This is a genomic window from Demequina salsinemoris, assembly GCF_000974805.1.
Taxonomy (GTDB): Bacteria; Actinomycetota; Actinomycetes; order Actinomycetales; family Demequinaceae; genus Demequina; species Demequina salsinemoris.
This window is the reverse complement of sequence record NZ_BBQZ01000007.1, coordinates 75272-96860: the sequence shown is the minus strand read 5'-3', so window position 1 is coordinate 96860 and position 21589 is coordinate 75272. Positions and strand designations below refer to the sequence as shown.

Sequence of the window (21589 nt, the reverse complement as noted above, 5' to 3'; positions counted from 1 at the left end):
ATTATGGGCGGCGACGAGTCGCGTGAGCGGACGTCCGCCAGGGGTCAGCCGACCCGCATGCGCCTTTCCATGACGCGACACGGGTGCAGGGCCCGCAACGCGGACCCGCCCCACATGCCCCGCCGGGGCGCGACAGGTTCCTGGATCAGGACGCCCGCTCCCGCACCACCCTCGCGATGTCCACCCGGGCGATCTGCCTCGACGCCGGCCACTGGGATACGAGCGCCGCGAGCAGCACGCCCAGGGCGGCCGCGGGCAGCGACCACCACGGCCAGTCGATCGACAGCGAGAAGATGTCGTTGTTGAAGGTCTGCAGGAATCCGTCCGCCGCGACCACTCCGAGCACCAGGCCGAACGGGACCGCGATCACTGTCGCGAGCATGTTCTCCGTCGCGATCGCTCCGGCCACCCGCCGCAGCGGCACGCCCGCCGCGCGCAGCGTCGCGAGCTCACCCGTGCGCTCGACGACGTTCACGGCCATCGTCACGTACATCACCGCGAGCGCGAGCACGGCGCCCAGCAGGACCATGACGCCGATGAACGCCCAGAACAGGCCCAGATACTGCTCGACGGAGCTCAGGATGGCCCGCTGGTCCTGGTAGGCGACCACGCCGTCGAGTCCGGTGATGGTGTCGCGCATCGCGTCGCGGTCCACCCCGTCGTCCAACGTGAGCGCGAACTGGTCGACCGAGGCCGAGCCGAGCGCCTCGGTCGCGGTCGCGAGCGAGGCGTAGACCGCGGTGCCCATCGGCTCGTCCACGAATCCCTCGATGGCCGCTTGCAGGTCCCCCGCATCGGTGGACAGGGTGACGGTGTCGCCGACCTCGACCCCCAGCATGTCCTGCATCGCGAGGCCGACCAGGATGCCGTCCTCCGGCAGGGTCACGGCCTCTCCTGAGGAGTCGCGGAAGCCGTGCATGATCGTGTCGGTCTCGTAGCCGGTGAGGCTGGTCGCGTAGCTGCCGTCCTCGCTGATGACGGTGACGGACCCGCTCATGGTGGTCTCGACCACGTCGACGCCGTCCACTCCCTCGAGCGTGCTCAGCATCTCCGTGCCTGGCTGCGCGGCCACCGCCGCGTCGGAGAGCACGACGTCGTCGAACTGCGTCCGGATCGCGTCCATGATCGAGACCATCATCCCGGCGGACGCGAGGACCAGCACGAGCGCGAGCACCGAGCCGAGCATCGTTGCGAAGGTGCGGCGCTTGGAGCGGGCGACGTCGCGCAGCGCCATGCGCAGGCCGACGGGAAGCCCCTGCCGGCGGGCCACGAAGCGGCTCCATGGCCCGGGAGGTGAGGCGTCCGCCACGGGGCGCATGGCCTGCGCGGGGGAGGTGCGCGATGCGACGATGGCCGGGCCGAGCGCGCCGAGCATGCCGACCACCGCGCCGAACACGAGCCCCAGCGCGATCATCCACGGGTGGGTCTCGACCACGGTGTCGGGGATCCCGAGCGCACCGGTGTAGGCGGACGTGATCGCACCGTTCGCGAGGGCTCCGAGCGCCGCGCCGACGATCGCGCCCGCGAGCCCGATGATCAGCCCCTGGCCCAGGTAGTGCCGCAGGACCCGACCGCGACGCGCGCCGGCGGCCATCATGGTCCCGATCACGGGGCGCTCCTGCAGGATGCGGCGCGTGAGCAGCACCCACGCGGCGACGCCCGCGGCGATGAGGAACAGCGCGGGGAAGGCCTTCGACATCTCGTCGAAGCCCTCGAGGTCCTCGTTGAGCGTCGCGTGCGAGGCCTGCTCGAGCTGCGTGGTCACCGAGGTGGCCCCGGCGGACTCCATGGCGGCGGTGACGTCGGCCTCGAGCGCATCGTCGTCGCCGGACGGGAGCAGCACCTGCACCTGGTTGGGCCCGGTGCCCGCCCACGACTGGACCGCGTCCTCGGAGGCGTAGAGCACGGCGAAGGAGTGCGGGTCGGACAGGGCGTCCTGACGGCTGCGGGCGGGCCACAGGTACTCGGCGGACTCGACGATCCCCTGCACCGTCACGTCCTGCCAGCCTGTCGCCGAGTAGACCTGAAGGGTGTCGCCCACCGCGAGGTCGAAGGTGTCGGCGGCGTGCCTCTCGACGAGCACCTCGTCGGTCGCCCCCGAGTCGAGATACGAGCCCTCGATCACCCCGACGTCGTCCACGGCCGCGCGGCCGTCGGTCGGCAGCCCGACCACCCGTCCGAGCAGCTTCGTGTCGCCGATGAGCATGGGTGGGTCCACCTGCGTGCGCGTGATCGCCTGCTCGGCACCGGCGTCGAGCGCGGCCTGCACCACCGCCTCCGAGTCGCCGCCGAGCGCGGTGAGATCCGCGAACGCCAGGCGGTCGTAGGTCTGCTCGTACGACACCGTGAGGTTCTGGAACGCGCCGGCGGTCGCGACGTAGAGCATCACGCCGAGCGCGATGGTGATGCCGACCGCGATGACCTGCGTGCGCTGTCGCCACAGGTCCCGATACGTCTTCTTGGTGCGCGCCTGCATCGTGCTCACCAGGTGACGTCGGCGGCGTCGGCGGGGCTGTCGTGACGCTCGATCGAGGCGATCTGACCGTCCACGAGGGTGATCACGCGGTCCGCGATCTGGGCGACCGAGACGTTGTGCGTGACGATGATGATCGTCCTGCCCTGCCGGTTGAGATCCTGGAGCAGTCCGAGGATCTGCTGGCCGGTGGGCAGGTCGAGCGCGCCCGTGGGCTCGTCGGCGAAGAGGATGTCGGGGTCGGTCGCGAGCGCTCGCGCGACCGCCACGCGCTGCTGCTGACCTCCCGAGAGCTGCGACGGGAAGTTGTCCATCCGGTCGCCCAGGCCCACCGCCTCGAGCGCCTCGGGTGCGCGCGCCTTATCGCCGCGGCCGGTCATCTCCATGATCACCTCGACGTTCTCGCGCGCCGTGAGCGTGGGGATGAGGTTGAAGAACTGGAAGATGAAGCCGACGTGGTCGCGCCGGAAGTCGGACAGCTTGGCCGGCGCGACGTCGCTGATGTCGACGCCCGCGACCTCGACCTTGCCGTCCGTCGACGTCTCGATGCCGCCGATGATGTTGCACAGCGTCGTCTTGCCCGAGCCCGACGGCCCGAGGATGACCACGAGCTCGCCCGACGGGATGTCGAGGTCGATGCCCTTGAGGGCGTGGACGGCGCTGTCGCCCTCGCCGAAGACCTTGGTGAGGCCGGTGACGCGGACGCCGCGGTCGGTCGCGACGGTGGTGTCGGTGCTCATGCGTGCTCCTTGGTGGTCGGGCTCGGTGGGTGGGGAAGGGACGATGCAGGGGTCGGGTCGGTCTCGGTGGGTCTGGCAGGTACGTGGAACGCGCCGTGGTGGTAGACGTCGAGGGCGTCGACGGTCCAGCGGGCCGCGCCCTCGGGGGTCAGCGGGTCGGTGCCGATCGCGTCGGCGACGTGCTCGCGCAGCAGGATCATCGCGAGGTCGTTGACGAGCAGGAACGCCGCGCGGGCGTCCGGGTCCGCCGGCTGTCGGGCGGCGCCCGTGGAGACCAGGCCCTCCTGCATCGTCCTCGCGGCCTGGAACCAGCCGCGGAACAGGTGGCGACCCGCGTCGCCGCCGTCCAGGAGGAGACGTCGCACGTAGGCGGGCACGGGGGAGTCGGGCGGGACCTGCGTGAGCAGCAGCTCCGCGAAGCTCCCGGACCCCTGGTCCGCGGCCATGGCGGCGGCGATCTCCTCGGGCGGCGCGGCCGCGGCCACGTCGAACAGTGCGGCGACCTCGGCGTCGACCTCCGCCCGGAGGCCCTCCTTGGAGCCGTAGTGGTGCAGGACGTTCGCGGGCGAGGTGCCGGCGCAGGCGGCGATGTCGCGCACGCTCGTGCCGGCCACGCCGCGCTCGGCGAACAGCTCGAGCGCGCAGGCGCGGATCTGGTCCCGCGCGCTCGCGGGGGCTGTGGCGCGGCCCTCGCGACCCGGCGCGAGCGAGTCGGCGACGGTCGCATCGTCCATGGTTCCCATAGCAACGACGGTACTGAACGTTCGTTCAGTCGGCAACCGGAGTGTCGAGGAAACCGGGTTCAGCAGGTGGGACGGGACGATGCGGGCGCCGCCGGGAGCAAGGGCGCGGCGCGCGGCGCATGCAAGGATGGGGCCACGCACGCTGGAGGGGGCGCGGATGGACAGGCGGATGGTCGGCTACGTGCGCGGCGCGCTCATCGAGGGGCTCGTCGTGGGCGTCATCTGGGCGTTCTTCTTCCGCTCGTCCGTCTCGTGGGTCCTCACGTTCGCCGTGGCGTGGACCGTCATCGCGGTCCTCAGGCGGCGATGGTGGGAGACCCGTCGGTAGACTCGCGGGCGTGATCGTCCTTCTTGTCGGAAGCGGCGCCCGCGAGCATGCGCTCGCCCGCGCGCTCCACCTTGACCCCGCCGTCACCCAGCTCCACGCCGCCCCGGGCAACCCCGGCATCGGCGAGATCGCGAAGCTGCACTCGGTCGACGCGAACGACGGCGTCGCCGTGGCCGCGCTCGCGGCCCTGGTCCACGCTGACCTCGTCGTCGTCGGCCCCGAGGCCCCGCTCGTCGCGGGCGTCGCCGACGTCGTGCGCGCCGAGGGCATCCCCGTGTTCGGGCCCAGCGGCGAGGCCGCGATGCTCGAGGGCTCCAAGGCGTTCGCCAAGGAGATCATGGCCGCCGCGAACGTCCCGACCGCCGCGCCCCGCGTGTGCACCACGGTCGACGAGGTCGCCGCCGCGCTCGACGAGTTCGGCGCCCCGCACGTGGTCAAGGACGACGGGCTCGCGGCCGGCAAGGGCGTCGTCGTCACGTCCGACCGCGCCGAGGCGCTCGCGCACGGCGAGGCGATCGTGAGCGCGGGCGGCCAGGTCGTCATCGAGGAGTACCTCGACGGCCCCGAGGTCTCGCTCTTCTGCCTCTGCGACGGCACGACCGTGATCCCGCTCCAGCCCGCCCAGGACTTCAAGCGCGCCTACGACGCCGACGCCGGTCCCAACACGGGCGGCATGGGCGCCTACACGCCGCTGCCCTGGGCGCCTTCGGGGTTGGTTGATGAGGTCGTCGCGACCGTCGCCCAGCCCACCGTCGACGAGATGGCCCGTCGCGGCACGCCCTTCATCGGCGTCCTCTACTGCGGCCTCGCGCTGACCTCCAAGGGCACGCGCGTCGTCGAGTTCAACGCGCGCTTCGGCGACCCTGAGACGCAGGTCGTGCTGTCCCAGCTCGCGACCCCGCTCGGCGGCGTCCTCATGGCGGCGGCCGAGGGTCGCCTGGCCGAGCAGCCCCCTCTCGAGTGGAAGGACGGCGCCGCGGTGACGGTCGTCGTCGCCGCCCACGGCTACCCTGCGGACCCCCGCAAGGGCGACCGCATCACGGGCATCAAGGTGGCCGAGCGCATCGACGGCGTCCACGTCCTCCACGCGGGCACCTCGTCCGACGGTGAGGGCCACCTGCTCGCCTCGGGCGGCCGCGTGCTGTCTGTCGTCGGTCAGGGCGCGGACCTGACCGCCGCCCGTGCGAAGGCCTACGAGGGCGTCGCGCCGATCGAGCTCGACGGATCCCACCATCGCTCCGACATCGCCGAGCGCGCCGCCGCCGGCGAGAACCTCCTGGAGGCCTGATGCCCGGCCACGTCGTCCCGCCGACCGCCCCCGAGCTGCCGGGCTGGAAGCACGTCTACTCAGGCAAGATCCGCGACCTCTACGAGCCCGCCGAGCCGCACCCGCGCGGTGACGTGGTCCTCGTCGTGGCCTCGGACCGCATCAGCGCGTACGACTGGGTGCTGCCGACCGAGATCCCCGGCAAGGGCGGCATCCTCACGGGCCTGAGCCTGTGGTGGTTCGATCAGGTCGCGGACATCGTCCCCAACCACACCGTCGAGGCGCCCGTGCCCGCCGAGGTCGAGGGCCGTGCGATGGTCTGCAAGCGGCTCGACATGTTCCCCGTCGAGTGCGTGGCGCGCGGCTACCTCACCGGGTCGGGCCTCGTGGAGTACAACGAGTCCGGCACCGTCTGCGGCATCCCGTTGCCGGAAGGCCTGGTCGACGGCTCGCGCCTGCCGGAGCCGATCTTCACCCCCGCCGCCAAGGCCGCGGTGGGCGAGCACGACGAGAACGTCAGCTTCGAGGCCGTCGTGGAGATGATCGGGCTCGAGGACGCCGAGGCGCTGCGCGACCTCACGCTCGCGGTCTACACGCGCGCCCACGAGATCGCCGCCGAGAAGGGCATCATCCTCGCCGACACGAAGTTCGAGTTCGGCCGCACCGCGGACGGCGAGATCCTGCTTGCCGACGAGGTCCTCACCCCCGACTCGAGCCGCTTCTGGCCCATGGACGAGTGGGAGCCCGGCCACGCTCAGCCCAGCTTCGACAAGCAGTACGTCCGCGACTGGCTCACCTCGGCGGAGTCGGGCTGGGACAAGAAGTCGGACGATGCGCCTCCCGCCCTTCCTGAGGACGTGGTCGAGCGCACGCGCCAGCGGTACGTCGAGGCCTTCGACAGGCTCGCCAAGCACTGATCTCGCGGCCGCCGCCCAACGATTCGGGCGGCCCGGTCGTCGATCTTGCATGAGGACGATGCGGTGGCTGGCGGCGGTGGCCGTCACGGGAGCGGCGCTCGCGGGCTGCGCTCAGACGATCGACGACCCGCCTCCCACCGGTGACGCCTCCGACGGGATCTCGCTCGATGGCCGCGGGGATCACGGCGTTCCCGGCGACGTGCTCGAGGCGGACGAGGACGTCTCGTACTACCCGGCGTGCGGCAACGAGGTGCTGCGCCGGGACGGCGTCGCCTGGTATCCGTTCACTCCGACGAACCTCGACGCCTTCCCCGATGATCCGCTCGCGGTGACGGCCTCGACCGAGTCGTCCGCGGTCGTCCTTCCCGCGGTCGTCGCGCCCGGCCCGGGGGACGACACTGGCACGCTCGTGATCTACGTGGGCGAGCTCGCGTACTGGGAGTCGGATTCGGGCGACCTGGCGACGTGGCTCACCATGGACGAGATCCAGTACGCGTGGGAGTGCTGAGCGAACCCCAACCTTTCCGCGCCGCTGTGCGTTGTACCGGTATGGGGATCAGGGGGATTCTTGTCAGCGCGGTCGTCGTCGCTGTGCTCGCGGGCTGCTCGGCGGGGGACGATGCGTCGCGCGATGAGCACGGTGATCACGGTTCGCCCGGCGCCGTGATCGACGTGCGTGAGGCTGTCGAGTACTACCCGGCGTGCGGGGACGAGTCGCTGACGATCGACGGCGTCGCCTGGTATCCGTACCAGCCGACCAACCTCGCGGACTTCCCCGACGACCCCCTCGAGGACGCCGGCGTGACCGAAGCCGCGGCCCTCGTCGACCCGGTCTATCTGCCCATCGGCGCGGGAACAGTCGCCGCTGCGGCCTCCGCGGCGCGCGCAGTCGCGGCAGCCTCCATCGCTCCCCCGGACCCGGGAGACGACATCGGCACGATGGTGATCTACGAGGGCGACTTCGCCTACTGGGTGTCCGATTCCGGCGTCAGCGACGGCTGGCTCACGACGGACGTCATCGACTACGACTGGATCTGCTGAGTGCTCCCGACAGAACCCCGCGACGACCCATCGCGCGCCGCTCCTACCACCGCGACGCAGCCGGCCGTCTCCGATCGACTGCTCTCAGGGCGCGCGCGGCGGGGGTTGATCGCTGCCTGTGGCGTCGCGCTCGCGATCCTTGTCGCCTTCTACGCCGGGGTCACCGTGGTCGCGGTGCGCTCGGAGGGAGGCACCCGCGTGCTCCTCGGGAGCCAGGACTCGTATGCGCTTCAAGAGCTCGCGGTGTTCTTGGGGCTAGGAGTGCTGGCGCTGCTCCTGTGCGTGATCCCTGGGAACCGGTGGTGGTACCTGCTGCTCGTCCCCGCGCGGGTGGTGACCTTCGGCGCGTGCGGAGTCGCCGGTCTGATCTGGTTGTTCTCGCTCGAGGACACGGCGGTCGCGCTCGAGGTCGACGGCTGCGACACCGGCTATGTCGTGCTCGAGAAGTCGTTCCTCATGGGCAGCTCGGGGTCCATCTACGAGCGCGACGGGCTCGTGATCACCCAGGTCGCCTACGTTCCTGGTGATGACGGCTATCACCCGTTCGCCGAGGGCTCCTACTCGGTGGTCGAGCGCGGCCGCCAACTGCTGGTCTGGTACGACGTCGAGCCTCCCGTATCGACGCCCGCGGAGCGCATGGAGGAAGAGCCGGACGCCACGCTGCCGGTGCTCGCGGGCCACGCCTGCGCGGGCTGACCTCAGTGCCGACCTGATTCACCTGCCGGGCGGATCCGCCCTGCGCCGACTGATCCGCCCTGCGCCGACTGATCCAACCTGCCGCGCAGCTCTCCGCCCCCGGTGTGGGCACTTTCTGACACATCGCGGGACGGCGTTCCCGCGTGTCGCGGAGGACACGCCGTCGAGCGCACGCGCACTGTGTCAGAAAGTGCCCGGACACGTGGCAAGGCGCCCTGATCCTGCGAACAGGAGCTCGGGTCCAGGCGGACGTGCTGACCCGCTACGCGCGGCTCTCGTTCTGCAGCTCGCGCTTCTGGACCACGGCCACGGACGGCACGCCCCAGCCGCGCTTGAGCGACAGCACGCGCAGCGCGAGGATCACGAGCAGCGGGATCCAGAACACGACGAGCGGCGGCAGGCCCCACGCCCACAGCGCCCAGTAGACGATCGCGCCGCCGAGCGCCGCGGTCGCGTACAGCTGGCCGTTCCAGAACACCTCGGGCACCTGCGCGGAGAACAGGTCGCGCAGCACGCCGCCGCCCACGCCGTTCGCGATGCCGACGATGACGGCCGCTGCCGGGTGCGCGCCGGCGTCGAGCGCGAGGCCCGTGCCGATGACGACGAAGATCGCGAGTCCCGCCGCATCGGAGTACTCGACGATGCGGTGGCGGGCGAACGCGCCGAGGTCACGCTTGCGCGCGAACGGCGCGATCGCGAGGGCGACGCCGACGGCGACCACCACGAGCGCCGGGTTCTCGATCCAGAAGACGGGCTTGCCGAGCAGGAGGTCGCGCATCGTCCCTCCGCCCACGGCGACCACGCCCGCGAGGACCACGGCCCCGACCAGGTCCATGCGGCGCCGGCTCGCGGCGACCGCGCCCGAGATCGCGAACGCGACCGTGCCGAGGTACTCGAGGACCACGCGGAGCGCGCCGAGCGCGTCGTCGAGGATCGCGTCGGTCGCGACGCTCGTGAGCAGATCCATCGGTTCCCTCCCTTCGGGCGACGTCCAAGCGTACGCGGGCGGCGCGGGGACGACGCGTCGGTCGGGTGTGAATCCCCGCACAGGACGATGATGCGGCCGGGTGCGCGCTGCTAGGTTCATGCCTCATGCGCGCCCGTATCCTCGCCCCGATCGCCCTGCTCGGCTTCGTCACCACGTCCCTCACGGGCTGCTCGACGATCCAGGGGATCCTCGAGGGCCCGGTGCTCCAGGACTTCGAGGTCGGGCAGTGCCTCGACACCGACGGCGTCGTGAGCGGCGACGCGACACAGACCGGCACCATCCCCGTCGTGGACTGCACCGAGGCGCACGACGCGGAGGTCTACTACGTCTCCGAGACCACGGACACCGAGTTCGACGAGGACGCGCTGTACGACGAGGTGAAGCAGGCGTGCGACGACGAGTTCGAGGACTACGTGGGTGTCGCCTACGTCGACTCCTCGATCTACATCTCGACCATGTTCCCCACGCAGGACAGCTGGGACGTCGACGACCGTCAGCTCGTGTGCCTGCTCACGGTCGACGAGGACGTCACCCAGTCCTTCGCGGGCTCGGGGCTGTAGCCGTCAGGCGCCGTTCGGCCGCCGCTCGGCGGCCCGGCTCGGGCGCGCTTCCGTGCTTGTAGACTGGCGCCATGCCCACCATCGTCGTCGACGTGATGCCCAAGCCCGAGATCCTTGACCCCCAGGGCAAGGCCGTCTCCTCCGCCCTTCCCCGCATCGGGATCGAGGGATTCGCGCAGGTCCGCCAGGGCAAGCGCTTCGAGCTCACCGTGGACGGTGAGGTGACCGATGAGGTTCTCGCCGCCGCCCGCAAGGCCGCCGAGACCCTGCTGAGCAACCCGGTCATCGAGGACGTCGTGTCCGTGGCCGTCGAGGACGTCTGAGCATGACCGCCCGCATCGGTGTCGTCACGTTCCCCGGCACGCTCGACGACCGCGACGCCGCGCGCGCGGTGCGCCTCGCCGGCGCCGAGGCCGTCCCGCTGTGGCACGGCTCCGAGAGCCTCGAGGGCGTCGACGCCGTGGTGCTGCCCGGTGGCTTCTCCTACGGCGACTACCTGCGCGCCGGCGCGATCGCCCGCTTCGCCCCGATCATGGACAAGGTCGTGGACGCCGCGAACGGCGGCATGCCCGTGCTTGGCATCTGCAACGGCTTCCAGCTGCTGACCGAGTCGCACCTGCTTCCCGGGTCGATGATCAAGAACGACCACCTGCACTTCGTGTGTCGCGACCAGACGCTGCGCGTCGAGAACGCGGAGACCAGCTGGACCACGGAGTACCGCGAGGGCGAGAACATCGTCATCCCGCTCAAGAACCAGGACGGCCAGTACGTCGCCGACGACTACACCCTGGACCAGCTCGAGGCCGAGGGCCGCGTCGCGTTCCGCTATGTCGGCTGGAACCCGAACGGGTCGCGCCGCGACATCGCCGGCATCACGAACGAGCGTGGCAACGTCGTGGGCCTCATGCCCCACCCCGAGCACGCGGTCGAGAAGGGCTTCGGCCCCGACTCGGTCGAGGCCGGGCGCGCCGGCACCGATGGCCTCGCGTTCTTCACGTCCGCCATCAAGGGCCTGCTGACGCTCGCCTGACCCGGTGTCCCGTCGGGGACTCCGGTCGCGGGTCGCTCACCGTCGATCCTCGGCGCCCCCGAGCGCTTGCGGGTCGTTCATCGTCGTCCACCCCTGAGGAGATCCAGTGATCGTCGAGTCCGTCGTCCTGCCCGTCAAGCCCGGATTCGAGGCCGCCTTCGAGCGCGCCTTCCGCGCGGCCGCGCCCCTCCTCGCGCGCCAGCCCGGCTACGGTTCCCACTCGCTGCGTCGCGGGGTCGAGGAGCCCTCGACCTACCTGCTGACCGTGGAGTGGGAGACGGTCGAGGCGCACGAGCAGAGCTTCCGCGAGTCGGCCGACTACCAGGAGTGGAAGGCCATCCTCCACCCGTTCTACGAGCCCGTGCCGACCGTCGAGCACTACGGCGAGGACCTCACGGGAGACCGCGACGCGTGGGCGGACGAGCCCGGCGACCCGGACGATGCGGCGCTCGCCGCGTTCTGGGAGCGTTGCCGCGCCGACGAGCCGAGCATGCCGGCTGAGGTTCCCGCGGCGTGGGCGTTCGGCGGCACCCGCGCGCAGGCGGCGAAGCTGCTCGAGCTCGTGCTCGCCGGAGCGAAGACCGGCACCGCCTCTGCGCTGTGGGACTTCGAGGCCGACGAGGACCCGCTTCCCGAGGTGGGCGAGGTCAACATCATCGTCGACGGCGATGGGGCTCCGCGGGCGGTCGTCCAGACCACCGACATCCGCACGATGCCGTTCCACGAGGTGGACGAGGAGCATGCGGCGTCCGAGGGCGAGGGCGACCTGTCGCTCGCTCACTGGCGCGCCGTGCACGCCGAGTTCTGGGAGGAGTACTCGACCTCGGGCTTCTCTCCGGAGATGCCGGTCGTGTGCGAGCGCTTCCGCGTCGTGTACTCCGAGGCCGAGCGCCCGTAGCGCGCCGCCAGACTCAGCGCAGCATGAGGACGTACGGCTGCATGCGGTACGGAGCCGTCGCGTGCGGGACCGGCGCTCCCGTAGCGACGAAGCCCGCGCGTTCGTAGAGCCCGATCGCACGAGCATTGTGCTCGCGAACCTCGAGCGCGAGCGTGGTGAACCCGCCTGCCGCGGCGTGCGAGATCGCGTCGGCGAGCAGTTGTCCGCCGACCCCTGAGCCCGTGCCGTGCGGGTCGACGGCGAGGTAGTGAAGGTAGGCCCCCGACGGATCTCGGTCTTCCGATTCCACGGTGGCGAAACCTGCTCGCGACCCGGTGGCGATCGCGAACCGGACCAGCGGGCGAGCGAATGCCTCACGGACCGGTGCTCCCACCTCATGCGCCGGAGCGTGACCGTCGCGGTGCGCGATCGCCTCCACCCAGATGCGAACGCACTGTTCGACGTCGTCGGGCACCAGGCCCGCGCGGATCGTTGCCATGGTCATGATTCAACACCGTGCGGGAGGCTCGCCAGACGCGGACGCGGGGTCTATGCCGCGAAGAACCCCACGGCGTCCTCCTCGCGGCGCGGCATGTACTGGTCGAAGTACACGCGCGCCACGAGCTCGCGGCGGCTCGTGACGCCGGCCTTGTCGAAGATCGACTTGAGATGGTCCTGCACCGTGTAGGGCGACACGTGCATGGTCGCGGCGATCTCCTTGGTGTCGGCACCTCGCAGCACCTGTGCGGTGACGTCGCGCTCGCGCGTCGTGAGGTCGAAGGCGTCCGCCACGAGCCCGACCACCTCCTGAGGGCGGGCCTCCTCGATCGTCACGACCACGTCGCCCGCGCGTTCCCCTGCGCCGCCGAGCGGCGAGGCGTGCAGCACGAGCCAGATGCCGTCGCCGGTACGCACCCGTGCGCGCGGCATCTGATCGGCCTCTCCCCGCGCCATGCGCCGTGCCGAGGCGACGAGCGCGTGGACCAGTGACAGCGGGTCGCCCGCGTTGGGCGCGCTCGCCATCCGTTCCAGATGCGTCGCGGCGCCCGTGCTGGCCTGCGCCACCGCATCGTCCCTATCGACGATGACGACGCTCGGGCCGTCGGGCCGGACGGCCCGAGCGGCGCACACCTGGGCGAGCATGCCGATGCGGATGCCGCGCGTGAACGACGGCGCGATCGCGTCGAGGAACTCGAGCTCGGAGCGCTCGAAGGGGGCGTCGTCGTCGCCGCGGAAGACCGCGAGCGCTCCCCACGCGCCGTGGCGGTCGCGCAGCACGGCGCGCGCCTCGTCGCGGAAGTCGTAGTGCGGGATCATGACCTCGGCCATCCGCACGGAGGTCTCGACCCTGCCGTGCGTGAGGTCGTGCATCCCGATCGAGGCGGACCCCGTGCGCACGAGCGACTGGATGGACGTCGCGTCCTCCTCGCCGTACTCGACGCGCGCCCACAGGATGTCGCCCTCGTTGCGGCCTGCCATGTCGGAGAACTTGCGGCTGCTCGAGACCATGGCGGTGGACGGGTCGAGCGTGGCGAGGCATCCGCCGACGATCGGGAGCGCGCGCTCGACGACCGCGGTGGCCTCGTCCATGAAGGTGTGAAGCGGCAGGCCCGCGCGCGAGATGACGTCGATGTCGCTGCGCGCGCGGCCAAGCGCCAGTGCGGTTGACATGTCCTCAGTGTGCGCGCGGGGTCCGTGCCGCGCCATCCCACACTTGTGGGGGCACCGGTTGTGGGGGCACCGGTTGTGGGGGCACCGGTTGTGGGGGCACAGCGTTCTGGGGGATGCGCACCCCCCGCGAGCCTGGGGGCGCGAAAGATCCCACGGGTCTGGGATGGTGCGCGGCCGCGGCCCGGGCGAACCATGGATGGCATCAGACACGGCCCCGCTTCGGGGGTCCCCACCGATAGGAAGCACGACATGACCATCCTCGACACCACCGATACCGCGGCGCGCCTCAGGGACCGCCTGGGCGACCGCATCGTCCTGGCAGGCGACCTCGGCTACGACGCCGCCCGCACGCCCTGGAACCTCGCGATCGACCAGCGGCCGTTCGCGGTCGCCCGCCCCGAGTCCGCGGAGGACGTCGTGGAGATCGTGCGCGCCGCGGCGGCGCTCGGCCTGCGCGTCGCCCCGCAGTCCACGGGCCACGGCGCCGGCGCGCTCGCGGACGGCAGCCTGGACGATGCGGTCCTCGTCTCGCTCGCAGGCCTCCGGGGCGCCACGGTCGACCCCGCCACCCGCACCGCGCGCGTCCTCGGAGGCTCGCAGTGGAACGACGTCCTCGCCGAGGCCGCGCCCCACGGGCTGACCGCACTGCACGGCAGCTCGGGCGACGTCGGCGTCGTCGGCTACGCGCTGAGCGGCGGCCTGTCGTTCTACGCCCGCGCGCACGGCCTCGCGATCAACAGCGTGCGCGCGGTGCAGATCGTCACCGCCGACGGGCGCCTGGTGCGTGCGAGCGCCGACGAGAACCCCGAGCTGTTCTGGGCTGTCCGCGGCGGGTCGGGAGCCTTCGGCATCGTCGTCTCGCTCGAGATCGACCTGCTGCCGTACTCCGAGGTCGTCGCGGGAATGCTCCTGTGGGACGCCGCCGCGGCGCCGCGCGTCGCTCACGCGTGGGCCGAGTGGACGCGCTTCGCTCCCGAGACCGTCTCGACGTCGCTCAGGGTCATGCACTTCCCGCCGCTGCCCGAGCTGCCGCCGTTCCTGTCGGGGCGCAGCGTCGTCGTCATCGACGGCGTGTTCCTCGGGGACGACGAGGAGGCCGAGCGGCTCGCCGCCCCGTTGCGGGCCCTGGCTCCCGAGCTCGACACGATCGCGAGGATCCCGTCGGGCGCCGTCGTCCAGATGCACATGGACCCGCCCGAGCCGTCGCCCGCGGCCTCGGCCGGGGCGACGCTGACCGCGTTCACGGAGGATGCCGTGGACGCCTGGATCGCCGCGGCCACGACGACTCCGGGGCTCACCTTCGCCGAGGTTCGGCACGTGGGCGGGGCGGCTTCGCGTCGCCCGGACGATGCGGGGGCCGTCGGAGCGCTCGCGGCCGACTACCTGGTCGCGGGCATCGCGATGGTGCCCGTGCCCGAGGCGGCGGCGGTCGCGCAGCAGGCCGTGCACGGGGTCGTCGCGGCGATGGCCCCGTGGCACGCGCCCGCGCTCGCACTGACGTTCATCGACGGCGGAGCCCCGCACGGACCCGGCTTCGGGACGTCGCTGGCCCGCCTGCGCGAGCTCAAGGCGATCTACGACCCGAGCGGGATGTTCGCGGCGGCCCACCCGGTGGACTGACGCTCGATCGTCGGCGTCCCGGGGATTCCGGCCCAGGGACGCCGACTTCGCGCGTGCGCCCCATGCATTCCGCACGGATCTGAATCCGACACGCGGCCGACACGCCGACACAGTCGGCGACACGCTGGCGCGCCGCGCGCGAATCCGTGCGGAGTGCATGGAGAAGGTCAGGCGCTGAGGCGGTTCCTCAGCTCCGCGAAGGCCTCGAACGTCGTGCGGTTGAGGTCCGCGCCGAGCTGGTTCGGGATCGTGACGAGCAGGGTGTCCGTGTCCATCACGGCCTCGTCGTCGCGCAGCTCCTTCTCGAGCTTGTCGATGTCTCCCACGTAGGTCTTGCCGAACGTCGACACGGCGTTGTCGAGCTCGCCGATCTGGTCGCGGTTCGCGCCCATGAGGTCGCGTTCGAGGTGCGGGCCGAAGTAGGTGCGGGTCTCGTCGTCCACGATCGGCATGATCGAGCGCGAGATGGACACGCGGGGCTCGCCGGGGTGCCCCGCGTCGCGCCACGCGGCGCGGAAGATGTCCATCTGACGCTTCTGGATCACGGGCAGCGGCTCGCCGGTGGCCTCGGCGACGAGGGTCGAGGACATGAGGTGCATGCCGAGCTCGCCGACGCGTCGCGCGGACTCGTTGCCGCCAGCGCCGTACCAGATGCGGTCGCGCAGCCCGGGGGACTGCGGCTGGATCGGCAGGAGCTCGCCGGGCAGCGCGTGAGCGCGGGAGCCGGGCACCGCGATCCCCTCGCCAGCGATCGCGGAACGGAACCGCGCGATCCGCTCCGCCGCGTCCTCGGCGGGCGTGACGCCGACCGGCAGCGGGTAGCCGAAGGTGCCGGGCCCGTCGGCCGCGGGCTCGGGTGAGCCGCGCGAGACGCCGAGCTGGAGCCGTCCGCCCGAGACGAGGTCCGCGGTCGCGGCGGCCTCGGCCATGTACAGGGGGTTCTCATAACGCATGTTGATGACGCCAGTGCCGAGGTCGATGCGCGACGTGCGCGCGGCCATCGCGGCGAGCAGCGGGAAGGGCGATGAGGTGTTCTGCTCGAAGTGGTGGATGCGCAGCCAGGCGCCGTCCATCCCCGCGTCCTCGGCCGCCTCGGCGAGCCGCAGGGTGTCGTCGACGACGTCCTTGGCGGTGCGCACGCGCGAGCCCGGCGCCGCCGACCACCAGCCGAACGACAGGAACCCGATCCTCAGCATCGTCCTTCCACTGCCTTTCCTACGAGGCGCCGCGCGCGCGAAGGCGCGGCCATCCTCGCCTTCAACAGTAGGGCGCGTGACACCATTCCGGCGCCCGCGATCGCCTGACGTGCGAGCGCCCGCGAGCCGGATACGGTGGAGCCATGATCACGATCCGCGAGGTCGCGGCCGACGACCCCCAGGCGCTCGCCCTGTGGCACGACCAGCAGCTCGAGCTCATGGAACGCTACGACGACCCGGACCTGGTGATCGAGACCGTGTTCCCCACCTTCGTCGCCTCGCTCGTGGGCTACGCGGACCGCGAGCCTGTCGCGACCGTGCTGCTGCGCTGGTCGCCGTATCACGAGGCCGGCGCGATGGAGCTGAAGCGCCTGTACGTCCACCCCGAGCACCGCGGTCGAGGCCACTCGCGCGCGCTCATGGGCGCGGCGGAGTCCGTCGCGCGACGCGCCGGCGCGACCCGCATCGTCCTGGAGAGCGGCGACCAGCAGCCCGAGGCGATCAACCTGTACGAGCGCGTCGGCTACGACCGCATCGCGAACTATGGCGAGTGGAAGGACGACCCGGGGACGCTCTGCTACTCGCGGGTCCTTCCCACGCGCCTGCTCGTGATCAACGGCACGATCGGCGCGGGCAAGACCGCCGTGGCGGCGGGCGTGCTCGACGTCCTGCGCGAGCGCGGCGCCCGCGCGGCCTTCATCGACGCGGACTCGCTGTGCCAGGCCGCGCCCTCGGGTGACGACGACCCGTATCACCAGGAGCTCATGTTCTCGGCGCTCACCCATCTCGCGCCCGTGTACCGGCATCGAGGCTACGGCTGCATCGTCGTTCCGCGCGTGGTCGAGGACGTCGACGATCGCGCTCGTTGGTCGCGCGCCTTCGCGTCGGACGTCGGTGCGCCCGAGGTGATCGTGGCCAGGGTCACGGCGCCCCTGGACGTGCGCCGCGCGCGCATCGAGAACCGCGAGCCCGAGGGCTACTGGCGCGACTGGGCGAACGCTCGCACGGTCGAGCTCGACGATGTCCTGGAGGAGTTGAACCTGGACGATGTGGTGGTCGACAACGTCGACCGCGCCGCCAAGGAGACGGCCGAGGAGCTGCTGGCCGAGATCGGCTGGTAGCGAGGGCCGTCGCCCCTCCGGAGGCTCCTACCTGACGACGGCGTCGGCGAGCAGCGCCCAGCGCCAGTCCTGCTCGTGCGCGCGGATCCACGCCGCATCGCGCCGCCACACGGCGCCGACGCCGCGCTGCCACAGGTCCGTCCACGGCGAGACGCCGGTGCGGGCCATGGTCTCGAGGTAGTCGTACATCCGCGCCGAGCGCTGGGCGAGCAGCGGGACGAGCCGCTCCCGCTCGGCCTCGTCGAGACCGTAGCCGTCCACGATCCCGCGCAGCCGCTCGGTGCTGCCGCGCAGGTCCGAGTCCTCGCTGTACAGCGGCGCGAACGAGTGCGCCACATGGGCCAGGTCCCACAGCCGCGTGCCGGGCGCGGCGGCGTCCCAGTCGATCGCGGCGAGCGTCCCGTCGGCGCGGAGCACCAGGTTGGACGGGACGAGGTCCTGGTGGACGACGAGGTCTTGCCCGGGAGACGGGATCCCCTCGAACCACTGCGCGTCGACGGGCGGCACGAAGTGCTCGAGCGCGTCGTGCATGTCACGCACGAACCGGCCGATGCGCACCGGATCGAGCACGCCCGCGGGCGCGGCGGGGTCGTCGAGCCTGGTGCCGGGCACGAACTCGACCAGGTGTCGGCCCTGGTCGTCCCAGCCGAACGAGCGCGGCGCGCCCGTGAAGCCGACGCTCTCGAGGTGCGTGAGGAGCGCGTGCAGCGCACCCGAGTAGGGGTCGGGGGCCTCGGAGTCGATGCGCGAGCGGTCGATGGTGTCGGGTGCCGTCGGAGCTGCGGCCGGGGTGGGCGCGGCCGGGCTCGGCGCCGTCGGCGGCCCCAGGAGCGCGGCCGGGGCCATGAGGACGATGCGCTCGCCGGGTCGCGGCGCGAGGACGACGCTGCGTCGGCGTCGGGGCAGGAACGAGCGTGCCGCGGCGAGCCCGGGCCGACGGGTGAGCGGCGCCTGAGGCGCCCGGCTGCCTTGGGGCGACGCTGACGACGTGGACGATGCGGGGCTCGGGGCCGCGGGCGTGGCGGTTGGGGGCACCGGGGGCGCTGCGTTCACGGGAGACGTCGGCGGCGTGGCCTGGCGTGGCCGCTTGCCGTGCGTCCCGGCGACGAAGGAGGCGGCCGCATCCGTGCGCGCGACGGCACGTCTCGGCTCGGGCTGTCCGTACGGCGTGGGCAGGGGCGCCCGTGGGGGAGCGCTCTGCGAGGCGGGCTGGGCGTCGGTGTCGGGGCGCCACGCCCAGCCCGGCGGCCAGGTGGGCTCGACGATCCGCTGCGTGGGCTTCGGCGACCGGTCGCCCGCGACTCGCGCCACCGCCCACTCGAGGCCTTCGATGCTGTCGGCGAGGCGCGCTCCCGCGTCGTCGTGCCCGACGGCGTGGACCACGACCCGGCCGTTCCAGCCCGAGTCGACGAGGACGTGCGAGACCCAGCGGTCCCTGCTGCCGGCTCCGAACGGGAGGACCAGCCTGCCCGAGAGCTCGGCACCGGCGTCGACCCCGGACACGACGATCGCGACGAGCGAGTCGCCGAGCATCGTCAGCGTCTCGTCGAGGTCGGCGGCGTGGTGCTGCGCGTGGTGCAGCTGCAGCCCGATGCCGACGTTCTTGAGGCCCCGCCGCGCGAGCGCGTCGACGATGTCGAGCATCGTCCGGGGTTCGCCGGCCCACCCGCCGTGGTTGGTGAGGACCACGCACAGCCGATGGGTGTGCGCGAGCCGCACGAGCGGCGTGAGGTGGTCCGCCGCCCGCTCGACCTCCACCTGATGGCCGCGGTCGGACAGCGGCGCGGGCGCGCCGGGCGGGTCGAACGCGATCGGCGCCCAGATGTCGGGGGAGAGGCCTCGGCGCGTGGCGATGTCGAGGAGGCTGCGCAGGCCTGCGGGGACGATGCCGAAGCGGCTCGCGTACTCGGGCTCCCCGAGGTCGGGCAGGGGGTGGGGCGCCCAGATGCCGTCGAGCGCGATGCCCTCGCGACGGAGCGCGTCGAGGGCGGTCACGCGCGAGCCCGGGTCCTCGTCGAACCTGTCCCAGATGACTCTCGTGAGCCCGAGGCCGCGCAGCATCGCCGCGTGGGCCGCCGCATCGCGGTCGATCGCGTCGAAGCGCAGGTGGGCGGCGACGAGCTGGTCGCGGGCGGCCCATGAGGGCGCGCCGCGGCCAGGCGGAGGTACGCGCGAGGGAAGCGTCATCGCCCTCCCTCCTTCCCGAGTTCAAGAACGATATCGGCTCAGGTGAGGCAGAACTGGAGGGCGGCCTCCGCGTGGATCTCGAGGGAGTCGAAGTAGGGGATGTCGATGTCGTCGGCGGTGAGCACCATCGGGATCTCCGTGCAGCCCGCGATCACGCCCTGCGCGCCGCGCTCCACGAGGCGCGCGGTGGCGTCCCGCACCAGGTCCCGGCCCTCGTCGTCGACGATGCCGTGGGTGAGCTTGCTGTAGATCAGCTGGTGGACCTGCTCGAGCTCCGGCTCCTCGGGGACGAGCACCGTGACGCCGTTCGCGGCCATGCGCTCGCGGTAGAACGGCATCCTCATGGTGAAGCCCGTGCCGAGCAGCGCGACGGTGTCGAGGCCCTGCGCCTTGATCGCCTTGGCCGTCTCGTCGATCATGTGGATCACCGGCACGTCCACCGCGGCCTGGACCGAGGAGGCGGCCACGTGCATCGTGTTCGCGCAGATGATGATCGCCTCGGCGCCGCCCGCGACGAGCCACTTCGCGTCGGCGGCGAAGGTGCGGGCGAGCCCGACCCAGTCGCCCGCATGCTGGGACTGGCCGACGTCGCCGAAGTCGTAGTGGCGGATCACGAGGTCGGCGGTGCGGTCCGGAATCGCCGCGGCCACGCCCTGGTGGAGAAGGCGCTCGTAGACGAGGGTGCTGTGCCAGGTGATGCCGCCGAGCAGGCCGAGTCTGCGAGGTGAGGTGCGCATGTCCTTGACCCTAGTCCCAGGGGTGTGGTCTGGGCGAGAAAGTCCCTTTGCATCGTCGGGAACGCCTGCGGTTGCGCCGTCCGCGGAAGGCGCCATACCTTCCAGTAAACTGGAATCATGCGCATCGGAGATCTCGCGGCTCAGGCCGGCGTCACCGCCAAGACGATCCGTTACTACGAGCAGATCGGTCTTATGGAGGAGGCTCCGCGCCATTCCAACGGCTATCGCGACTACGGCGAGGACGCGCTCGACCAGCTCCGCTTCATCCGCGACGCCCAGGCGGCCGGGCTGTCGCTCGCCGAGGCGGGGGAGATCCTCGCGATGAAGCGCGCGGGCGAGTCCACGTGCCGTCACACCGGCGAGCTGCTCGAGCGTCGCCTCGAGGACATCGAGCGTCAGATCGAGAGCCTGCTCGCCGCGAAGGCAGAGCTCCTCGCGATGCAGTCGCGAGCGTCGACTCTCGACCCGGGCGCGTGCACGGATCCCGCCCGGTGCCAGGTGATCGAGGCGGGCCGGGCGGAGGGCCATGGCCATGCGAGCGCCAAGGCGCACCTCGGTGCGTCCATCCCCGTGAGGGCCGGCGCATGAGGTTCCGGCTGCCCGCTCCCCGGAGAGCCGACCGGGTGGCGGCCGCCGACCCGCGCGGCGCAGGCGCGGATGCCGGTCCCGGCGTGGCCGGCTCGCACGGCCCCGCAGGGTCGGGCGCGCCCGCGAGCGGCGATGTCGAGCTGAGGATCGCCGGCATGACCTGCGCGGGCTGCGCGACCACGATCCGCGACGGTCTCCTCCAGCTTCCCGGCGTCGCGTCCGCAGGGGTCAGCCCCGTCACGCATCGGGCGGCCCTGCGTCCTGACGGCACCGTTCCCACCGAGGACCTCGAGATGCTCGCCGAGGCCGCCATCACGGGGCTCGGCTATCGAGTCGTCGGCGAGGGCTGAGCGCCCCGCTTGACCTTCCCCTCCACTGGAAGGTCTAGCCTCGAGGTCATCCGGCGTTCCCGAAGGGAAGCCTCGACCAGAAGGAGCACTCCATGGCGTCCACGATCGACATCACCGTCCAGGGCATGACTTGCGGCGGCTGCGCCAGCAAGGTCCGCAAGGCCCTCGAGGAGACCGCCGGCATCGCCGGCGCGGAGATCGACGTCGCCTCGGGAGCCGTCAAGGTCCTCACGGACGGCACCGTGCCGGCCGACGACCTCGAGTTCGCGATCGACGAGGCCGTGACCGGCGTCGGCTACTCGGTCGTCTGACCTCGCCCCAGAGCTGACCTCACCTCAGACCCCGGACGGGACGGAGCGGCCACGTCACCCCCGCGTCGGCCGCTCCGCCCCACCCCGGATGCACCTGCAGGCCACTGATGCCTGCCAAGGCGCTCGACATGTCACCTGTAGGCAGCTG

24 protein-coding genes are annotated in these 21589 nt (G+C 71.9%); 15 read left to right on the top strand and 9 right to left on the bottom strand.

The genetic code is table 11. The features are described from left to right. Positions 1-145: 145 nt before the first annotated feature. The 3 genes from AOP78_RS12870 to AOP78_RS12860 are packed head-to-tail and all read right to left on the bottom strand — an operon-like array spanning position 146 to position 3956. The gene (locus tag AOP78_RS12870; protein ID WP_083980174.1) at positions 146-2476 is read right to left on the bottom strand and encodes an ABC transporter permease; all 2331 of its coding nucleotides are present in this window, start codon (positions 2474-2476) and stop codon (positions 146-148) included. A gap of 5 nt (positions 2477-2481) precedes the next feature. Further along, positions 2482-3213, bottom strand: coding sequence for an ABC transporter ATP-binding protein (locus AOP78_RS12865; protein WP_062205485.1), 732 nt, complete (start codon positions 3211-3213; stop codon positions 2482-2484). Next, positions 3210-3956 (bottom strand): TetR/AcrR family transcriptional regulator, encoded by a 747-nt coding sequence (locus AOP78_RS12860; RefSeq protein ID WP_062205482.1) that lies wholly within the window; start codon positions 3954-3956, stop codon positions 3210-3212. The genes AOP78_RS12865 and AOP78_RS12860 overlap by 4 nt, the downstream gene beginning before the upstream one ends. A 157-nt stretch (positions 3957-4113) precedes the next feature. Here AOP78_RS12860 and AOP78_RS15390 point away from each other — a divergent pair, with 157 nt between their 5' ends. The 6 genes from AOP78_RS15390 (at position 4114) to AOP78_RS12835 (ending at position 8205) form a co-directional block, all read left to right on the top strand. Next, positions 4114-4284, top strand: a complete 171-nt coding sequence (locus tag AOP78_RS15390; protein WP_174442390.1) for a hypothetical protein — start codon at positions 4114-4116, stop codon at positions 4282-4284. Between the two features lie 10 nt (positions 4285-4294). Then, a complete protein-coding gene (gene purD / locus AOP78_RS12855) occupies positions 4295-5572 on the top strand; it encodes a phosphoribosylamine--glycine ligase (protein ID WP_062205479.1) in 1278 nt (425 codons plus the stop codon). Then, the gene (locus tag AOP78_RS12850; protein ID WP_062205475.1) at positions 5572-6468 is read left to right on the top strand and encodes a phosphoribosylaminoimidazolesuccinocarboxamide synthase; all 897 of its coding nucleotides are present in this window, start codon (positions 5572-5574) and stop codon (positions 6466-6468) included. Before purD ends, AOP78_RS12850 begins: the two co-directional genes overlap by 1 nt. Positions 6469-6526: 58 nt before the next feature. Next, entirely contained in the window at positions 6527-6976 is a 450-nt protein-coding gene (locus AOP78_RS12845) for a hypothetical protein (RefSeq protein WP_062205472.1), read from the top strand. 41 nt (positions 6977-7017) lie between these two features. Next, entirely contained in the window at positions 7018-7509 is a 492-nt protein-coding gene (locus AOP78_RS12840) for a hypothetical protein (RefSeq protein WP_062205469.1), read from the top strand. Positions 7510-7614: 105 nt separating this feature from the next. Next, complete coding sequence (locus AOP78_RS12835) at positions 7615-8205, top strand: hypothetical protein (protein WP_062205466.1); 591 nt, start codon at positions 7615-7617, stop codon at positions 8203-8205. A gap of 262 nt (positions 8206-8467) precedes the next feature. On the opposite strand, the gene AOP78_RS12830 is transcribed toward AOP78_RS12835, so the two are convergent. Beyond that, positions 8468-9172 (bottom strand): trimeric intracellular cation channel family protein, encoded by a 705-nt coding sequence (locus tag AOP78_RS12830; protein ID WP_062205463.1) that lies wholly within the window; start codon positions 9170-9172, stop codon positions 8468-8470. A 125-nt stretch (positions 9173-9297) separates the two neighbouring features. Between AOP78_RS12830 and AOP78_RS12825 the strand changes: the two genes are divergently transcribed. From AOP78_RS12825 to AOP78_RS15620, 4 genes are all read left to right on the top strand, one after another. Further along, complete coding sequence (locus tag AOP78_RS12825) at positions 9298-9753, top strand: septum formation family protein (protein WP_062205460.1); 456 nt, start codon at positions 9298-9300, stop codon at positions 9751-9753. Positions 9754-9824: 71 nt separating this feature from the next. After that, the gene (purS, locus tag AOP78_RS12820) at positions 9825-10076 is read left to right on the top strand and encodes a phosphoribosylformylglycinamidine synthase subunit PurS (RefSeq protein ID WP_062205457.1); all 252 of its coding nucleotides are present in this window, start codon (positions 9825-9827) and stop codon (positions 10074-10076) included. Between the two features lie 2 nt (positions 10077-10078). Next, the gene (gene purQ, locus AOP78_RS12815) at positions 10079-10783 is read left to right on the top strand and encodes a phosphoribosylformylglycinamidine synthase subunit PurQ (RefSeq protein ID WP_062205445.1); all 705 of its coding nucleotides are present in this window, start codon (positions 10079-10081) and stop codon (positions 10781-10783) included. Between the two features lie 106 nt (positions 10784-10889). Next, complete coding sequence (locus AOP78_RS15620) at positions 10890-11681, top strand: antibiotic biosynthesis monooxygenase (RefSeq protein WP_369401093.1); 792 nt, start codon at positions 10890-10892, stop codon at positions 11679-11681. 13 nt (positions 11682-11694) lie between these two features. Here AOP78_RS15620 and AOP78_RS12805 read toward each other — a convergent pair whose 3' ends face one another. Together AOP78_RS12805 and AOP78_RS12800 are read right to left on the bottom strand one after the other, a co-directional pair. Next, positions 11695-12159, bottom strand: coding sequence for a GNAT family N-acetyltransferase (locus AOP78_RS12805; protein ID WP_160297641.1), 465 nt, complete (start codon positions 12157-12159; stop codon positions 11695-11697). Positions 12160-12209: 50 nt separating this feature from the next. Beyond that, the gene (locus tag AOP78_RS12800; protein ID WP_062205440.1) at positions 12210-13331 is read right to left on the bottom strand and encodes a helix-turn-helix transcriptional regulator; all 1122 of its coding nucleotides are present in this window, start codon (positions 13329-13331) and stop codon (positions 12210-12212) included. A 249-nt stretch (positions 13332-13580) separates the two neighbouring features. Between AOP78_RS12800 and AOP78_RS12795 the strand changes: the two genes are divergently transcribed. Continuing rightward, positions 13581-14951, top strand: a complete 1371-nt coding sequence (locus AOP78_RS12795; RefSeq protein WP_062205436.1) for an FAD-binding oxidoreductase — start codon at positions 13581-13583, stop codon at positions 14949-14951. Positions 14952-15118: 167 nt separating this feature from the next. On the opposite strand, the gene AOP78_RS12790 is transcribed toward AOP78_RS12795, so the two are convergent. Next, the gene (locus tag AOP78_RS12790; RefSeq protein WP_062205433.1) at positions 15119-16147 is read right to left on the bottom strand and encodes an LLM class flavin-dependent oxidoreductase; all 1029 of its coding nucleotides are present in this window, start codon (positions 16145-16147) and stop codon (positions 15119-15121) included. A 143-nt stretch (positions 16148-16290) separates the two neighbouring features. Here AOP78_RS12790 and AOP78_RS12785 point away from each other — a divergent pair, with 143 nt between their 5' ends. After that, positions 16291-17268 carry a GNAT family N-acetyltransferase gene (locus tag AOP78_RS12785; protein ID WP_062205431.1) on the top strand — a complete coding sequence of 326 codons (978 nt, stop codon included), beginning with the start codon at positions 16291-16293 and terminating at the stop codon, positions 17266-17268. Positions 17269-17295: 27 nt separating this feature from the next. Here AOP78_RS12785 and AOP78_RS12780 read toward each other — a convergent pair whose 3' ends face one another. Next, complete coding sequence (locus tag AOP78_RS12780) at positions 17296-19455, bottom strand: phosphotransferase (protein ID WP_062205428.1); 2160 nt, start codon at positions 19453-19455, stop codon at positions 17296-17298. A 38-nt stretch (positions 19456-19493) separates the two neighbouring features. Then, complete coding sequence (locus AOP78_RS12775; protein WP_062205425.1) at positions 19494-20192, bottom strand: aspartate/glutamate racemase family protein; 699 nt, start codon at positions 20190-20192, stop codon at positions 19494-19496. Positions 20193-20309: 117 nt separating this feature from the next. Between AOP78_RS12775 and AOP78_RS12770 the strand changes: the two genes are divergently transcribed. The 3 genes from AOP78_RS12770 to AOP78_RS12760 all read left to right on the top strand — a co-directional run bounded on the left by AOP78_RS12770 (position 20310) and on the right by AOP78_RS12760 (position 21441). Next, the gene (locus tag AOP78_RS12770; protein WP_083980142.1) at positions 20310-20780 is read left to right on the top strand and encodes a MerR family transcriptional regulator; all 471 of its coding nucleotides are present in this window, start codon (positions 20310-20312) and stop codon (positions 20778-20780) included. Beyond that, positions 20777-21130: a heavy-metal-associated domain-containing protein gene (locus tag AOP78_RS12765; protein ID WP_083980140.1), complete on the top strand. Its 354-nt coding sequence runs from the start codon at positions 20777-20779 to the stop codon at positions 21128-21130. The genes AOP78_RS12770 and AOP78_RS12765 overlap by 4 nt, the downstream gene beginning before the upstream one ends. Positions 21131-21222: 92 nt before the next feature. Continuing rightward, positions 21223-21441, top strand: coding sequence for a heavy-metal-associated domain-containing protein (locus AOP78_RS12760; RefSeq protein ID WP_062205418.1), 219 nt, complete (start codon positions 21223-21225; stop codon positions 21439-21441). Positions 21442-21589: the final 148 nt, after the last annotated feature.